This is a genomic window from Cupriavidus sp. MP-37, assembly GCF_020618415.1.
In the GTDB taxonomy this organism is placed as follows: Bacteria; Pseudomonadota; Gammaproteobacteria; order Burkholderiales; family Burkholderiaceae; genus Cupriavidus.
In genome coordinates, this window is the sequence record NZ_CP085345.1 from 1,678,516 (window position 1) to 1,694,199 (window position 15,684).

At 69.3% G+C, this 15,684-nt stretch carries 15 protein-coding genes; 9 read left to right on the forward strand and 6 right to left on the reverse strand.

All coding sequences use genetic code 11. The annotated features are described in order from the left end of the window. Positions 1-282: 282 nt before the first annotated feature. The 3 genes from LIN44_RS23935 to LIN44_RS23945 all read left to right on the forward strand — a co-directional run bounded on the left by LIN44_RS23935 (position 283) and on the right by LIN44_RS23945 (position 3,835). On the forward strand, positions 283-1,530 hold the full coding sequence (locus tag LIN44_RS23935) for an MFS transporter (protein WP_227314744.1): 1,248 nt from the start codon (positions 283-285) through the stop codon (positions 1,528-1,530). Between the two features lie 160 nt (positions 1,531-1,690). Next, on the forward strand, positions 1,691-2,569 hold the full coding sequence (locus LIN44_RS23940; protein ID WP_227314745.1) for a helix-turn-helix domain-containing protein: 879 nt from the start codon (positions 1,691-1,693) through the stop codon (positions 2,567-2,569). 318 nt (positions 2,570-2,887) lie between these two features. Then, positions 2,888-3,835 (forward strand): mechanosensitive ion channel family protein, encoded by a 948-nt coding sequence (locus LIN44_RS23945; RefSeq protein ID WP_227314746.1) that lies wholly within the window; start codon positions 2,888-2,890, stop codon positions 3,833-3,835. On the opposite strand, the gene edd is transcribed toward LIN44_RS23945, so the two are convergent. Further along, positions 3,832-5,679, reverse strand: a complete 1,848-nt coding sequence (edd, locus tag LIN44_RS23950; protein ID WP_227314747.1) for a phosphogluconate dehydratase — start codon at positions 5,677-5,679, stop codon at positions 3,832-3,834. The two genes, LIN44_RS23945 and edd, sit on opposite strands and share 4 nt — an antisense overlap. Before the next feature lie 206 nt (positions 5,680-5,885). Here edd and zwf point away from each other — a divergent pair, with 206 nt between their 5' ends. Genes zwf through LIN44_RS23975 form a run of 5 tightly spaced genes read left to right on the forward strand, consistent with a single transcriptional unit; the run spans position 5,886 to position 11,157 of the window. Further along, positions 5,886-7,343, forward strand: a complete 1,458-nt coding sequence (zwf, locus tag LIN44_RS23955) for a glucose-6-phosphate dehydrogenase (RefSeq protein ID WP_227314748.1) — start codon at positions 5,886-5,888, stop codon at positions 7,341-7,343. 34 nt (positions 7,344-7,377) lie between these two features. Beyond that, positions 7,378-8,058 (forward strand): 6-phosphogluconolactonase, encoded by a 681-nt coding sequence (pgl, locus tag LIN44_RS23960; protein WP_227314749.1) that lies wholly within the window; start codon positions 7,378-7,380, stop codon positions 8,056-8,058. Positions 8,059-8,102: 44 nt separating this feature from the next. Continuing rightward, a complete protein-coding gene (gene glk / locus LIN44_RS23965) occupies positions 8,103-9,116 on the forward strand; it encodes a glucokinase (RefSeq protein WP_227314750.1) in 1,014 nt (337 codons plus the stop codon). Between the two features lie 2 nt (positions 9,117-9,118). After that, on the forward strand, positions 9,119-9,832 hold the full coding sequence (locus LIN44_RS23970) for a response regulator transcription factor (protein WP_227314751.1): 714 nt from the start codon (positions 9,119-9,121) through the stop codon (positions 9,830-9,832). Continuing rightward, complete coding sequence (locus LIN44_RS23975) at positions 9,832-11,157, forward strand: HAMP domain-containing sensor histidine kinase (protein WP_227314752.1); 1,326 nt, start codon at positions 9,832-9,834, stop codon at positions 11,155-11,157. The genes LIN44_RS23970 and LIN44_RS23975 overlap by 1 nt, the downstream gene beginning before the upstream one ends. On the opposite strand, the gene LIN44_RS23980 is transcribed toward LIN44_RS23975, so the two are convergent. Both LIN44_RS23980 and LIN44_RS23985 read right to left on the reverse strand, forming a co-directional pair. Continuing rightward, positions 11,154-11,723 (reverse strand): hypothetical protein, encoded by a 570-nt coding sequence (locus LIN44_RS23980; RefSeq protein ID WP_227314753.1) that lies wholly within the window; start codon positions 11,721-11,723, stop codon positions 11,154-11,156. The genes LIN44_RS23975 and LIN44_RS23980 overlap by 4 nt on opposite strands. Positions 11,724-11,733: 10 nt before the next feature. Then, positions 11,734-12,312, reverse strand: a complete 579-nt coding sequence (locus tag LIN44_RS23985) for a ComF family protein (RefSeq protein WP_227314754.1) — start codon at positions 12,310-12,312, stop codon at positions 11,734-11,736. A gap of 410 nt (positions 12,313-12,722) precedes the next feature. Here LIN44_RS23985 and LIN44_RS23990 point away from each other — a divergent pair, with 410 nt between their 5' ends. After that, complete coding sequence (locus LIN44_RS23990; protein WP_227314755.1) at positions 12,723-13,178, forward strand: YccF domain-containing protein; 456 nt, start codon at positions 12,723-12,725, stop codon at positions 13,176-13,178. Positions 13,179-13,182: 4 nt separating this feature from the next. Here LIN44_RS23990 and LIN44_RS23995 read toward each other — a convergent pair whose 3' ends face one another. From LIN44_RS23995 to LIN44_RS24005, 3 genes are read right to left on the reverse strand one after another with little or no spacing between them, the layout of a single operon-like run. Continuing rightward, positions 13,183-13,653 (reverse strand): MarR family winged helix-turn-helix transcriptional regulator, encoded by a 471-nt coding sequence (locus LIN44_RS23995; protein ID WP_227314756.1) that lies wholly within the window; start codon positions 13,651-13,653, stop codon positions 13,183-13,185. Further along, the gene (locus LIN44_RS24000; RefSeq protein ID WP_227314757.1) at positions 13,650-13,877 is read right to left on the reverse strand and encodes a hypothetical protein; all 228 of its coding nucleotides are present in this window, start codon (positions 13,875-13,877) and stop codon (positions 13,650-13,652) included. The genes LIN44_RS23995 and LIN44_RS24000 overlap by 4 nt, the downstream gene beginning before the upstream one ends. Continuing rightward, positions 13,867-15,555, reverse strand: coding sequence for an FAD-dependent oxidoreductase (locus LIN44_RS24005; protein WP_227314758.1), 1,689 nt, complete (start codon positions 15,553-15,555; stop codon positions 13,867-13,869). Before LIN44_RS24005 ends, LIN44_RS24000 begins: the two co-directional genes overlap by 11 nt. Positions 15,556-15,684 lie beyond the last annotated feature (129 nt).

Sequence of the window (15,684 nt, forward strand, 5' to 3'; positions counted from 1 at the left end):
GGAAGCGGTGGTCCGGACGGTCACGCCAATGGGCGGCGATTATAAATGCGAGTGATTCTCAAAGGCGAGTAGAGCGGCATCCCGCTGCACCTGGTGTCGCGCCTCTGCATCGTTGTGCGGACAAGAAGGCATAATTCGAGCTTCTTTCCGCACATTCCGAGCCTTGCGTGTGCATGCGTCGGCATCTGCATGCAGCAATTAAGCGCACGCTTTAGAATCTGCCCTTTGCGCACCGCGAACCCGCTTCCCGTGCGCAAGCCCCGCTCCCTTCCTGCCCCATCCATGTCTTCCCCTGCCACCGTTCCGGCCACCGAGCCGGACAGCGTTTTCCGTGATGCCGTATTCCGCCGCTACTGGTTCGCGCGTCTGTGCACCACCATCGGCTACCAGATCTTCACCGTGGCGGTGGGCTGGCAGATGTACGACCTGACGCGCGACCCGCTGATGCTGGGCATGGTCGGGCTGGTGCAGTTCCTGCCGTCGGTGGCGCTGATCCTGATGTCGGGCCACGTGGCGGACCGCTTCGACCGGCGCCGCATCGTGCGCACCTGCCAGTCGATCGAGGCGCTGCTGGCGGCCGGCATGGCCGCCGCCAGCCTGGGCGGCTGGATCGACAGCCACCATATCTTTGTCTTCGTCGCGCTGATCGGCGCCACGCGCGCGTTCGAGAACCCCACGCTGCAGGCCTTGCTGCCCAGCGTGGTCACGCCGCGCCAGCTGCCGCGCGCGGTGGCGCTGGCCAGCTCGGCGGGGCAGGCCGCCATCATCATCGGCCCGGCCATCGGCGGCTTCGCCTATGTGGCGGGACCGGGGGTCGTGTACACGCTGAGCGCGACGCTGTTTGCGATCGCGGCCGTGCTGGTGGGCGGCATCACGCTGCGCCAGGCGGCGCAGCGGCTGACCGCGCCGGTCAGCGTGCGCACCGTCTTTGCCGGTTTTGCCTATATCCGCAGCCGCCCGGTGCTGCTGGGCGCGATTTCGCTGGACATGGTCGCGGTACTGCTGGGCGGCGCCGCGGCGCTGCTGCCGATCTACGCGCGCGACATCCTGCATACCGGACCGTGGGGGCTGGGGCTGCTGCGCTCCTCGCCGGCGATCGGCGCGCTGGCGATGGCGCTGTGGCTGGCGCGCCATCCGCTGAACCGGCGCGCCGGACGCGTCATGTTCGCGGCGGTGGCGGTGTTCGGCGTCGCCACGGTGGTGTTCGGCGTCTCGACCTGGCTGCCTTTGTCGATGGCGGCGCTGGTGGTGCTGGGCGCCTCGGACATGATCAGCGTGGTGGTGCGCTCCACGCTGGTCCAGCTGGATACGCCCGACGACATGCGCGGGCGCGTCGGCGCCGTCAATTCGGTGTTTATCGGCGCTTCCAACCAGCTGGGCGAGTTCGAGTCCGGTGTCACCGCCGCGCTGTTCGGGCCGGTGGGCGCGGTGATCCTCGGGGGTGTCGGCACGCTGCTGGTGGTGGCGGTGTGGATGCGCCTGTTCCCCGCGCTGGCGGCGCGCGACAAGCTGCATGAACATCCGGCGTGAATCCGGCCCGGCGATGGCCGGAGCGTACCCGTTTCTGCGTGCCCGGCGGCGGCGCTGGCGGCGGTATAGTGATGCCTCGCGCGCCAACTTTCGTCGCTGAAAGTCGTGCTGCCGGTTCCTATTTCTGTCCGCGTTCCTGTTCCACCACGCATTGCATCCCATGACCTTGCCGACCGACCCGCTCCGGCGCCACGCCGTGTTTGCCGCGCTCAGCGGCTCGCGTGCTTCGCTGGAGCGTGCCACGGCGCTGGGCGATGGCCTGGGCGTGGCGCTGTGGCGCAACCGGAACGACAGCACCGGCTATGCCAGGCCGGGCCACCACACCATGTCGGTCTACCTGCAGGGCGGCCACGCCACCTACCGGCGCGACCAGCCCGGCAACAAGGGCGCCCCGGGCCGGCTGTGCCTGTTGCCGGCCGACCATGAGTCGCGCTGGCATGTCGGCGGCCCGCAGCGCTTCCTCCATCTGTACTTCCGCCCCGAAACCCTGGCCTGGCACTGCGTGCGCCTGCTTGACCGCGAGCCACGCGCGCTCGCCTTGCGCGACCTGACCTTTGCCGACGATCCGCGCCTGCATGGGCTGAGCCAGCGGCTTGCCGCGCTCGACTGGCAGCTGCCCGAAGCCCGCATGGCCGGCAATGCGCTGGCGCACGAGGCGCTCAGCCACCTGGTGCTGACCCATGCCGCCCGTGCCGCCGAGGCCGACTGGCGCGGTGGCCTGTCGGCGCAGGCGCGGCGGACCGTGCGCGACTGGATCGAAAGCCATCCCGAAAGCAACCCGACGCTGGGCGAACTGGCGGCCCTGGCGGGCCTGTCGGAATTCCATTTCGCGCGCATGTTCCGGGTGTCGTTCGGCATGCCGCCGCATGCGTGGGTGCTGCACACCCGCCTGGAGCGGGCCCGGCACCTGCTGGCCGATCCGCGCCGCCCGCTGCATGAAGTCGCCGCCCGCGCCGGGTTTGCCTCGGCCAGCCACCTGAGCCGCCGTTTCCTGGCAGCGTTCGGCGTCACCCCCGGCGCCTGGCGCGCCGGCGCGTAGCCTCGCCTGCGATCGGCCGGTCGGGCGCCAGCCATTGCAGCGCAAGGCCTGGCGGCCACCCCTCCCGTATCCGGCCTCACGTCGCGGGAACCCCCTCCGGCTTCGTTTGTCCCCTCTATGTGTCGTGTTTCCGGCTTTGTCGGTGATCGTCTGACATCAAGCATTCAATATGCATTGATCTGTCAAATTCGGTCCTCCGCCCAGCCTCCCGGACCGTCCGTCCGATAGTGGCCGCGGCACGCAGAAACGGGTACGCATCACCACCCAAGGCCAGCACCGTCGACAACCCTGACAACAACCGCAAACGGAGCCGCTCCCATGGACTTGAACTTCATCGATGCCAACCAGCTGGAGGCGGGCTGGTCCTACCTGGTCCGGTTCGCCATCAACCAGGGCATGAACTGCCTGGCGGCCATCCTGATCCTGATCGTCGGCTGGTGGCTGTCCGGCCGCGTGGCCACCGCGGCGCGGCGCGCGCTCGGCCGCACCCATGTCGATGCCACCATGCGCCCGCTGCTGGCCAATGCGCTGCAATGGATGGTGCGCGTGCTGACCATCGTGCTGGTGCTGTCGCAGTTCGGCGTGCAGACCGCCAGCATCATCGCCATGCTGGGCGCCGCCGGCCTGGCGATCGGGCTGGCGCTGCAGGGCACGCTGCAGAATATTGCCGCCGGCATCATGCTGGTGCTGCTGCGCCCGTTCCGCGTCGGCCAGTACATCGACGCGCAGGGCGTGGCCGGCACCGTGCGCGAGACCGGGCTCTTCATGACCGAGCTGACCACCTTCGACGGCGTCTGCCTGCGCGTGCCCAACGGCAAGCTGTGGGGCAGCGCCATCACCAACTACAGCGAGAATGCCACGCGGCGCGCCGACATCGAGGCCACGGTGACCTTCGACAGCGACGTGCAGCGTAGCCTGGAAGCGCTGCGCGCGATGCTGGCACGCGAGCCGCGGCTGCTGGCCGAGCCCGCGCCCGAAACCATGGTGGTCAACTACACGCAGCAGGGCATTACGCTCAACGTGCGCTACTGGACCTCGAACGACGATTACTGGAACGTGCGCTTTGCCTTCTACGAGCGCATCAAGCAGGTGCTGGAACAAGCCGGCAGCAAGCTGGCGGTGCCGATCCAGGAACTGCACGTGCCGGGCGCGTCGTCGGTGCCCGGCGTGGTGAAGGTGGCCGACAGCGCGCCGTCGGCCGCGCCGCGGCCGCCTGGCACGCCGCCGCACCAGCCGACGCGCCAGCCGGCGCGGCAACCAGGCTAGGCGGGCGCGTCCGACGCCTCCCCCTCATCCGAAAACAGCGTGCAGGCACCGCTTTCGGCGGTGCTGACCTGGCAGCGAAAGGTCGCGAACAGGTCGCGGCCGACGCCGTGGCGATTGGCGCTGAGGTCCGGGCGCGACGGCGTGCGCGCCTGCCATTCGTCCTCGGGCACCAGCACGTCGAGCGTGCCCGCGGGCGCGTCCACGCGCAGCATGTCGCCGCTGCGCACGCGTGCGATCGCGCCGCCGCGCAGCGCTTCGGGGCAGACGTGGATGGCGGCCGGGACCTTGCCCGATGCCCCCGACATGCGTCCGTCGGTCACCAGCGCCACATGGAAGCCGCGGTCCTGCAGCACCGTCAGCGTGGGCGTGAGCTTGTGCAGCTCCGGCATGCCGCACGACGCCGGACCCTGCCATGGCAGCACCGCTACGAAGTCGCGCTCCAGCTCGCCGCGCTTGAAGGCGTGCAGCACCTCGTCCTGATGCTCGAACACGATCGCCGGCGCCTCCACCACCTGGTGCTCCGGTTTCACCGCGGAGGTCTTGATCACCGCGCGGCCGAGCCTGCCGTCGAGCAGCTTGATGCCGCCGTCCGGGGCAAAGGGCGCATCGGCGCCGCGCACGACGCTGTCGTCGAGTGGTGCGGCCGGGCCGTCGATCCACGTCAGCTTGCCGTCGCGCAGCACCGGCTCGCGCGTGTAGTCCTGCAGGCCGCGGCCGACGATGGTGGTGACGTCGTCGTGCAGCAGCCCCAGCGCCAGCAGTCCGCGGATCACCACCGGCAGTCCGCCGGCGGCCTGGAACTGGTTCACGTCGGCCTTGCCGTTCGGGTACACGCGCGCCAGCAGCGGCACCACCGCCGAGAGGTCATCGAAATCGTCCCAGCTCAGCACGATGCCGGCCACGCGCGCCATCGCGATCAGATGCAGCGTATGGTTGGTGGAGCCGCCGGTGGCCAGCAGCCCGACGATGCCGTTGACGAAGGCGCGCTCGTCCAGCACCTCCGCCACCGGCGTGTAGCGTTCGCCGCCGTGCACCAGCTTCAGCGCCTGGCGCGCGGCCTCGCGCGTGAGCGCTTCGCGCAGCGGCGTATTGGGATTGACGAAGGCCGTGCCCGGCAGGTGCAGGCCCATCATTTCCATCAGCATCTGGTTGGAATTGGCGGTGCCGTAGAAGGTGCAGGTGCCGGGCCCGTGATAGGAACGGGTTTCGGCCTCGAGCAGCTCCTTGCGGCCGATCTTGCCTTCGGCGTAGAGCTGGCGCGTGTGCGCCTTCTCGTCGTTGCTGATGCCGGTGGTCATCGGCCCGCCGGGTACGAACACCGCGGGCAGATGGCCGAAGGACAGCGCCCCCATCACCAGGCCGGGCACGATCTTGTCGCACACGCCCAGGTACAGCGCGCCATCGAACATCTGGTGCGACAGCGCCACCGCCGTGGCCAGCGCGATCACGTCGCGCGAGAACAGCGACAGGTCCATGCCGTCCTGGCCCTGCGTGACGCCGTCGCACATCGCCGGCGTGCCGCCGGCAAACTGCGCGGTGCCGCCGGCCTCGAGCGCGGCTTCCTTGAGCCATTGCGGGAACGCCGCCAGCGGCTGGTGCGCCGACAGCATGTCGTTGTAGGCCGAGACGATCGCCAGGTTGGGCCGCTCGTCGGCCTTCAGCCGGATCTTGGCGGCGTCCGGCATGGCGGCCACCGCGTGCGCGAGGTTGGTACAGGAAAGCTGCGCGCGTTCGACCTTGTGCCCGGCCATGGCGCGGGTGCGGTCAAGATACGCCTGGCGCGAGGCGGTGCTGCGGGAGACGATGCGGGCGGTGACCCGCTCGAGCACTGGATGACGTGGCATGGGGTTCTCCTGCGGGGGAGCTTTCAGCCTAGCGCACTTTGCCGGCACCTGCACGCCGCAGGCTGGCCCGTGGTCAACGCGGACCACGCAGAAATGGGTACGCTTGCCTCGCCAAGCCGTAGCGACTCACGTAAACTGGCCGCAACACGGCCGGCCATCGCGCGCCGGCCGCGACAACTCGAATCCTCAAGGAGCGCAGGGTGAGCATGCCTGATTTCGACATGGTGCTGTTCGGCGGCACCGGCGACCTGGCGCGGCGCAAGCTGCTGCCGTCCCTGTTCGACGCGCACCACGCGGGGCTGCTGCATCCGGCCGCACGCATCCTCGCCACCGGCAGCCAGCCGATGTCGAGCGCGGACTACATCGCCTCGCTGGAACAGACCGTGCGGCCCGCGCTGGCGCATGCGCCGCCCGAGTCATGGGACAGGTTCTGCGCACGCATCGTCTACGTGCAGGCCGATGCACGCGTGCCGGCGCATTTCGATGCGCTGGCCGGGCAACTGCTGTCGCGCAAGCCGGAGGTGGTGGTGTGCTATCTCGCCACCGCGCCGCACCTGTTCGTGTCGATCTGCGAGCAGCTCGCACGCACCGGCCTGAACACGCGCCACGCGCCCAACGTCCGCATCGTGCTGGAAAAGCCGCTGGGCCATGACCTCGAATCGAACGAGGCGATCAACTCGGCGGTGGCGAAGTTCTTTGCCGAAGAGCAGATCTACCGCATCGACCATTACCTCGGCAAGGAGTCGGTACAGAACCTGATGGCGATCCGCTTCGGCAACGCGCTGTTCGAGCCGCTGTGGCGCCGCGAGTGGGTGCAGGACGTGCAGATCACCATCGCCGAAGAACTGGGCGTGGAAACGCGCGGCGACTTCTACGACCGCACCGGCGCGCTGCGCGACATGGTGCAGAACCACCTGCTGCAGCTGCTGTGCATGGTGGCGATGGAGCCCCCGGCCAGCCTCAGCGAAGACGCGATCCGCGACGAGAAGATCAAGATCCTGAAGGCGCTCAGGCCGATCACGCCGCAGGACGTGGCCGAGAAGACCGTGCGCGGCCAGTACCGCGCCGGCGCGATCGGCGGCAAGCCGGTGCCGGGCTACCTCGAGGAAGAAGGCATCGCGGCGGACAGCCGTACCGAGACCTTCGTCGCGATCAAGGCCGAGATCGCCAACTGGCGCTGGGAGGGGGTACCGTTCTACCTGCGCACCGGCAAGCGCATGCAGTCGCGCGTGGCGGAGATCGTGATCCACTTCCGCGACGTGCCGCACGCGATCTTCCCGCGGCCGCTGACGCAGTCGCCGCAGAACCGGCTGGTGATCCAGCTGCAGCCCGAGGAAAGCATCCGTTTGTACTGCCTGGTCAAGCAGCCCGGCGATACGCTCGAACTCACGCCCACCTCGCTCGACCTGGACTTCGCCAACTCGTTCAAGGTGCGCCGCGCCGGCGCCTATGAACGGCTGCTGCTGGACGTGATCCGCGGCCGGCTGGGCTTGTTCGTGCGCCGCGACGAGCAGGTGCAGGCGTGGCGCTGGGTCGAGCCGATCATCGATACCTGGGAAGCCAGCACGGTCCCGCCCAAGCCCTATACCGCCGGCACCTGGGGGCCGGCGGCGTCGTCGGCGCTGATGTCGCGCGACGGCGGCCTGTGGCACGAAGAGGCCTGAGCCATCGGCTCGCACCACTGCAAAGGAAGCCGCCATGCGTATGTTTGAACATCCCACGCCGATGGACCAGGCCGAGGCCCTGGCAATCTCGATCGGCAATGCGCTGGAGCTTGCCGTGCGCGTCAAGGGCTGGGCGGTGCTGGCGGTCTCGGGCGGGCGCTCGCCGGTGGCGATGTTCGAGCGGCTGCGCCACCGGCACGTGCGCTGGGACGCGGTGACCATCACGCTGGTAGACGAGCGCGTGGTGCCGCCCGACCACGCCGACAGCAACGCCGCACTGGTGCGCGCGCACCTGTTGCGCGAGGCCGCCGCCAGCGCCGCCTTCGTGCCGCTGATCGCCGATGCGCAGGACACCACAGCGCCAGCGCAGGCGTTGGCGCGCGCCAACGCCGCGTTCCGCCAGCCCGACGTGGTGGTGCTGGGCATGGGCGAGGACGGCCATACCGCCTCGCTGTTCCCCGATGCGCCCGAACTGCAGGACGCGCTGAGCGAGCCGCAGCCGGGCTATGTCATCACCCATCCGTCGGTGGCGCCGCATGCCCGCATCACACTGAACCTGGCCGCGTTGCTGGCCGCCGAGCGCGTGTTCCTGTCCGTGTCCGGCGCGGCCAAGGCCGCGGTGCTGGAGCGCGCACTGCAGGGTCCCACGCCGTCATTGCCGGTGAGCCTGGTGCTGTCGCGGCACCGGCACGGGTTTGATGTGTTCAAGACCTGACCGCCACTTGCCCCACCTTCGCGCGAGGAACGAGATCCGCTGCCATGTCCACTACCGCATCCTTCTCCGCTGACTTCCCCCGCCTGCTCGGCGACGTAGGCGGCACCAACGTGCGCTTTGCGCTGGAGACCGCGCCCATGCGGATCGGGCCGGTAACGGCGCTGAAGGTGGTGGATTTCCCGTCGCTGGAGGCCGCGCTGCGCCAGTACCTCGACGGCCTGGCCGCGTCGGGCCAGCCCACGCCGCGCCACGCGGCGATCGGCCTGGCCAATCCGGTGACCGGCGACCAGGTCCGGCTGACCAACCACAACTGGACCTTCTCCATCGACGGCATGCGGCGCGCGCTGGGGCTGCAGACACTGGTGGCCATCAACGACTTCACCGCGCTGGCGCTGGCGCTGCCGCACCTGCCCGCCGACGGCCTGGTGCAGGTGCGCGCCGGCACTGCGGTGCGCACGGCGCCGCTGGCGCTGGTCGGGCCCGGCACCGGGCTGGGCGTATCGGGACTGGTGCCGGCGCCGGGCGGGCAGGCCGTGGCGTTGGCCGGCGAAGGCGGCCATATCGAGCTGATGCCCGACACCGACGACGAATGGATCGCCTGGCGCGCGGCCCATCGCAACGTCGGCCGGGTCTCGGCCGAGCGGCTTTTGAGCGGCAGCGGCCTGTCGCATATCCATGCCGCGCTGGCCGCAGAAACGGGTACGCTTTTGCTTGCGCCGCTGCAGCCGGCGCAGGTCACCGCCGGCGCCTTCGAGCGCAACGACCCGCTGTGCCAGCGCGCCATGGCGGTGTTTTTCGGGCTGCTGGGCTCGGTCGCCGCCGATATCGCGCTGGTCATCGGCGCGCGTGGCGGGGTCTATCTGGGCGGCGGCATCCTGCCGCGCTTCGTGCCGGCGCTGCAGGCCTCGGTGTTCGCCGAGCGCTTTGTCGCCAAGGGCCGCATGCGCGGCTGGCTCGAGGCAGTGCCGGTCCATGTCATCACCGCCAGCCATCCGGCGTTGGCCGGGCTGGCGCAAGCGCTGGCCGAGCGCCTCGGCGGCGCGGGCGGGAACGCTTAGCCATGCGCGTGCTGCTGGTCGAAGACGACGCCATGATCGGCGAGAGCGTCAAGCTCGCGCTGCGCCAGGAAGGCTTTGCCGTCGATTGGGTGCGCGACGGCGACGCCGGCCTGGCCGCGGCCAGCACCGTGCAGGACGACCAGGCCTGCTACGACCTGATCCTGCTCGACCTGGGGCTGCCGCGCCGCCCCGGCCTGGAGGTGCTGCGCGCATTGCGCGCGCGCGGCGTGCCCACGCCGGTGCTGATCCTGACCGCGCGCGACGCGGTCGCCGACCGTGTCGCCGGCCTCAATGCCGGCGCCGACGATTACCTGGTCAAGCCCTTCGACCTGCAGGAGCTGGCCGCGCGCATGCACGCGCTGGCACGCCGCGCCGCCGGGCGCGCCGAACCGCTGGTCACCTACGGCGACATCGTGCTCAATCCCGCCACGCGCGAAGCCACCTGCCGCGGCGAGCCGGTGCGGCTGTCGGCGCGCGAGTTCGCGCTGCTGTCCGCGCTGATGGCGCGCCCCGGCAAGGTGTGGTCGGTGCCGCAGCTGCAGGAGCGGCTCTATGGCTGGGACGACGAAGTCGGCAGCAATACCGTCGAGGTCTACATCCATGCGCTGCGCAAGAAGTTCGGCGCAGCGCTGATCCGCAATATCCGCGGCGTTGGCTACGTGGTACCGCGCCTTGACAGCGAAGCGGCGGCGGATGGCGACGGGGAGGGCGGCTGATGCGCTCGATCCAGCGAACGCTGCTGGGATGGCTGGCCGCCGGCCTGGTGGCCGGCATCGCCATCGCCACCGCGCTGATCTACGGGCAGGCGCGGCAGGAGGCCAATGCGCTGTTTGACTACCAGATGAAGCAGATGGCCGCGGCGCTGCCGAGCCAGTTCGCCAACCCGGTGGCGCCGCCCTTCCTCGGCGCGCCCGGCGACCTCGCGCATGCCGACGAGGACGTGGTGATCCATATCTGGGACGGCTCCGGGCGCAGCCTTTACTTGTCGCATTCGCACCCGGCGCTGCCCGCGCGCGCCGAGCTGGGTTTCTCCAACGTGACCACGCAGCAGGGCGAATGGCGCCTGTACAGCATGCAGCTCGGGCCCGCCGTGGTGCAGATCGCGCAGCCGATGAGCGCGCGCCGCACGCTGGCCGCGCGCATGGCGCTGCGCACCGTGGCACCGCTGCTGCTGTTGCTGCCGCTGCTGGGCTGGCTGGTGTGGATGGCGGTGGGCCGCGGCCTGCGGCCGCTGCGCGAGATCGCCACCGAGGTGCGCGCGCGCGACGCCAACACGCTGGCGCCGCTGGCGGTGCGTCCGATGCCCGACGAGATCGCGCCGCTGAGCGCGGCACTGAACCAGCTGCTGGAGCGGCTCTCGCATGCCATCGACACCCAGCGCGCCTTCGTCGCCGATGCCGCGCACGCGCTGCGCACGCCGCTGACGGCACTGCAGCTGCAGGCACAGCTGGTCGAGCGCGCCGACGACGGCGCCGCGCGCGACGAAGCCATCGGCAAGCTGCGCCAGGGACTGGAGCGGCTGACCCACCTGGTCACCCAGCTGCTGACGCTGGCGCGGCAGGAACCGGGCGCGGCCGTGCCCCCGCACGAACCGGTGGAGCTGCATCAGCTGGCCGCAAGCGTGGTCGCCGACATGGCGCAGGCCGCCCTCGATCGCGACATCGACCTGGGACTGGACGGCAGCGCCGACGCCGCCCCCGCCGTGGTACGCGGCGATGCCGATGCGTTGCGCATCCTGCTGACCAACCTGCTGGACAACGCGCTGGCATACATCCCCGCCGGCGCACGCGTCGACGTGGCGGTGCGGCGCAGCGCCGACGGGCGCAGCGTGGAACTGGTGGTCAGCGACAACGGACCGGGCATCCCCGCCGAAGAGCGCGCGCGCGTGTTCGACCGCTTCTATCGCGTGGCCGATGCCCCGACCGGCGGCAGCGGGCTGGGGCTCGCCATCGTCGCCGAGATCGCGCAGTCGCATGGCGCCAGGGTGGTGCTGGAAGATGCGGGGCCGGGGTTGCGGGTCAGGGTGGTGTTTCCGGTTTAGCCCGGGTCTGCAAACATTGCGGCCTGCTCGTTCCGCAACTGACCGAAACAGGAACGCAAATCCAGTTTTTCTTGTGCCTTGCGCAAGTCCGGCGCGGCCATGAAGGAAAGCAGCCGCTCGAATTGCTCCACCCCGCGCACGGTGAGGAAGGACTTGGTCGTATTGATAAAAACGACGGAAACCTTTCTGCGCAGCAGCAACGCCATGACGTTGCGGAGCGTACCCGTGCTGCGAGCGTCCCAGATCATCAGGCCGAATTCTGCTGCCTTCGCCATCTCGACATCCTTCGCGGTGAAATAGGCGCGCGAGCCGGGCACTGCATGCGTGGCGTCGACACAAACCACTGCCCAGCCGCCGATGTTGTTGCGAGGCTTGGGCCCGCTGCAGTAGACGATGGCCTGCGCCATACCTTTGCCGCTCAGATATGCCTGGACGGAACTGTCGGCGCCGTTCGCGTCGCCCACGATCACGGTGTGGTCGCCCTCGACAATGCTATCGATGCGTGCTTTGACCCTGGGGTCGAGTTGCCCGATGCTGATCGAACCCGCAACAAAGATCTTGCTCATCCATCGCACCTCACCACGTTATGGTCACGACGTAGATGCCAGCAACCTTCGCGTAACCCCTCAGAACACGGCACGCTTCTTCCAACGATGCGCCCGTGTCGTACCGGTCGTCGATCAGCAACACGTTGCGGCGCGCGAATCCAGGCAACTTGTCATGCAGCGTGATCTGCCCTGCCAATGCCGCCGCGCGGGACGCTTTCGTTCCCATGTCCTTCAGGACTTGTCCTGTCAGTGCCTTGGACAAGATGCGGGAATGGACTGGCCGGCACACGATTCTACCAAGGGCAGCCGCGACCTCCAGCACAGGCTGCCGGGCGCGAAGCCGGGAGGCCGGCATCGTCACAATGCAGCCGACGTCGGCAAAGCGGGGGCAAATGCTCTCGGTGATTTGCATGGCAATGGGTTGCGCCTGGCTCCAGTCCTGTCGGTACTTCAACTGATAGAGTGCCTCGCCGGCCGGGGAGCGCTTCGTCTCGAACACCGCACGGCCCCATGCATCTTCGCCCAGATAGATGCTGCTGCGGGTGTGCTTGTCCAGAGCAAAGCCAAGATCCCAGTTTCCGTGGAGCTCCCGCACCTGCACGTCCATCTTGTTCCCCGGTTCATCGCGCCCAGGCCATGTTCCGGGGACGGAAGGTTCAGACCCAGGGCCAGAATCTGAAAACGGGAACGAAACACGCCGGAATCCGAATCGCTTGCTGATGCGTTTCTCAGATGCCGCGACACCGGACTTGCCAAAGGCGACTGCCCATCCATCGTTACGCAGAAACGGGTACGCTTTGCACCTCGCAAGCCGAGGAAGCAACGCGATTGGGTGCGCCTGTTCCGCAGGAAAGCCCACCCTTATCCCGGGTCCGAAGGCGCCGCGGCATGACTTTGCCAGCCCCGCCGCAGCACGCAGAAACGGGTACGCTTTCGCGGCGCGCGCCATTTAGCGCCATGCCGGCGCGACGCCATTGCGTATCATGCGTGTTGTTCCCTCACTGGTGAAACGACAGCATGCGCGCGATCGGCAACTTCCTCTGGTTCATCCTTGGCGGCGTGGTAATGGGCCTGGCCTGGTGGCTGGCAGGGCTGCTGGCCTTTGTCTCGATCATCGGCATTCCCTGGGGCAAGGCCTGCTTCGTGATCGGCAGCTTCACCTTCTTTCCGTTCGGCAAGCAGGCCATCAGCCGGCGCGAGCTGACCGGGCGCGACGATGTCGGCACCGGTGCGCTGGGGCTGGTCGGCAATGTGCTGTGGTTTGTCTTTGCCGGCGTGTGGCTAGCCATCGGCCACGTCATGGCGGCGGTGGCCAATTTCGTCACCATCATCGGCATCCCGTTCGCGATCCAGCATCTGAAGCTGGCCGGCATTGCGCTGGCGCCGATCGGCCAGACCGTGGTCAGCAACGAGATGGCCGACGCCGCGCGCCGCGATGGCGCGCGCGCGCAGGTGGACCACCTGCGCCGCTGAGCGCTCAGGCTTCCGCGTCGTCGTCGCCTTCCTCGTCCTGCCGGCCGGCGTGGGCAACCAGCCGGTCGAGCAGGTCGCCCAGCTGCGCCTGTTCGGCTTCGCTCAGGCAGCCGAAGATCTCTTCATTGCGCCGGGCGATCATGGCGATCGCCTGCCGGTACAGCGGCTTGCCCTGCGCGGTCAGCGACAGCACCACGCCGCGGCCGTCGGCCGCGCTGGCTTCCTTGCTGACCAGCCCGCGCGCCACCAGCGCCTGCGCCGAGCGGCTGGCCTGGCCCTTGGTCAGGTTGGCGCGCTGCGCCAGCGCATTGACCGACAGCGGCGCGAAGGCGCCGATCGCCGCCAGGCAGCGGCCTTCGCTGAGCAGCAGCCCGCATTGCTCCAGGTAGGCGGCGGCACTGTCCTTGTCGCTGAGCTTGTTGACCTGGTGAAGGCGATAGGTCAGGAACTGTTCGAGGCGTGGCAATGGCTTCATGGCGTTTCCGTTTCGGGCGTCGGCATTGTAGAGCCGCCGGGGCGCTCTTGCCGGCTGCGCGCCTCGGCCTCGTCGATCAGCGCCAGCACCGGCGCCAGCGCTTGCTGCCGGCTCATCAGGCCCAGGCACACCATCGCCAGCAGCAGCGGCGCGCGGGCCTCGCCGGTGCGGCCCATGGCTTCGCACAGTCGGGTATAGGCCTGGTCGAGGTCTTCAGCTTGCATGGCGGACTCCGGTTTGCAGCAGGGGGGCGAGGGTGGCGCGCACGGCGTCCCATGACGGTTCGCGCCAGCGCGCCAGCACATAGCCATCGGGACGGATCAGGTAGAGCGTGCCGGGCTTTGCACCATAGCGCGCGTGGGCCTGGCCGTCGATGTCGGCCAGCGCGGTGGCGCCTGCCGGGGCGCCCGAGACCACCTCGTACGCATGCAGGGCCTGCGCATGCGCCTGCGCGAGCGCGGCCAGCGGCTCGGGCAGCGCAGAGGGGCCGGCGCCATCCCGGAACCAGAGCAGGGTCAAGCGCTGCCCGAAGCATTGCGTGAGATGCCGGATGCCGTCCGGGCCGTCCACGCGCATCTCCGGCGCCGGCACGCCCGGGGCCGCGCCCGGGCAATCGGCGCCGAAGTCGCTGGGACCGTTCAGCGCCGAATCGGCATAGGCAACCGGTGCCGACTGCCGCGGATTGATCAGCGAACGCACCGCCGGCTCGGCCGGCGCCAGCCGCAGCGTGGCCTCGCGCATCAGCTTGAAGGCGAAGTCGGGCGGCGCCATGAACTCGGTGCTCTTGGCGCCGTAGGCAAGGTTCTGGCGCGTTGCGTGCACGCGTTCGGCGGAATAGGTATCGAGCAGGCTGTCGCCGGCCTGGCCGCGCAGCACCCAGGCCAGCTTCCACGCCAGGTTGCCGGCATCGTCCAGCCCCGAATTGAGCCCGCGCACGCCGAAGATCGGCACCAGGTGCGCGGCGTCGCCGGCGAACAGGACGCGGCCGTGGCGGTAATCCTGCAGGGTCAGGCACTTGGCGTTGTACATCGAGATCCACAGCGGCCGCCACGGCTCGGTCTCGCCGATCATGTCCAGATGGCTCTGCACGCGCGGCAGCACGTTCTCGGGCTTGACCGCCTCGTCTGCGTCTTCGTCGTCGCGGATCTGGTAGTCGATGCGCCAGACGTCGTCGGGCTGGCGGTGCATCAGCAGGGTCGATCCGGGATTGGAGGGCGGGTCGAACCAGGCTAGCCGCTCCACCTCGCGCCGGGTCTTCTGCACGATATCGACGATCACGTAGCGGCCTTCGTACTGCGTGCCTTCCATGCGCAGGCCCAGTTGCTCGCGCACCGTGCTGCGTCCGCCGTCGCACGCCACCAGCCATTGCGCATCGACCTGCACCGCGCCGTCGCCGGTCTCGATCTCGGCCACCACGCCGCCGGCGTGCTGGCGCAGTGTCCGCAGCCGCGCGCCGAAGCGCACCTCGGCAGGCACCGCGCCGCGCAGCGCGGCATCGTGGGCGAAGGCCTCCAGGTAGTACTGCTGGATATTGACCATCGGCGCAAAACGCTCGCCCGGCTCGCTCGGCATGCGGAAGTGCAGCACCTGGGTATCGCGATAGTAGCTGCGCCCGCCGACCCAGGGCAGGCCGGTTTCGACGGTGGCCCGGTCGGCGCCCGCCCAGCCGAGGATCTCCAGCGAGCGCCGTGCCATGCAGATCGCGCGGCTGCCGGCGCAGTAGCCGTGGTCGGCTTCCACCACCAGCGCGGCAATGCCCTGGCGCGCCAGCAGCGCGGCCAGGGTCAGGCCGACCGGGCCGCCGCCGGCGATCAGCACCGGTACGTGCGTCGGCCAGGGACGGGATGAATCAGGCGGTGGTGCGGGCGGCACCGGCAGGTGAGGTGCGTCGAGGTCTGTCATGACGGTCTATGGGCTGAGGCATGTGGTTGTGGGCGCAACTATATCGGCAATGTAGTTGCGCACGAAACTAGTGTAAACCCCTCCGGCCAACGCCGGCACTGCGGCAGCGCAAACCCGCCGCAGCCGCGG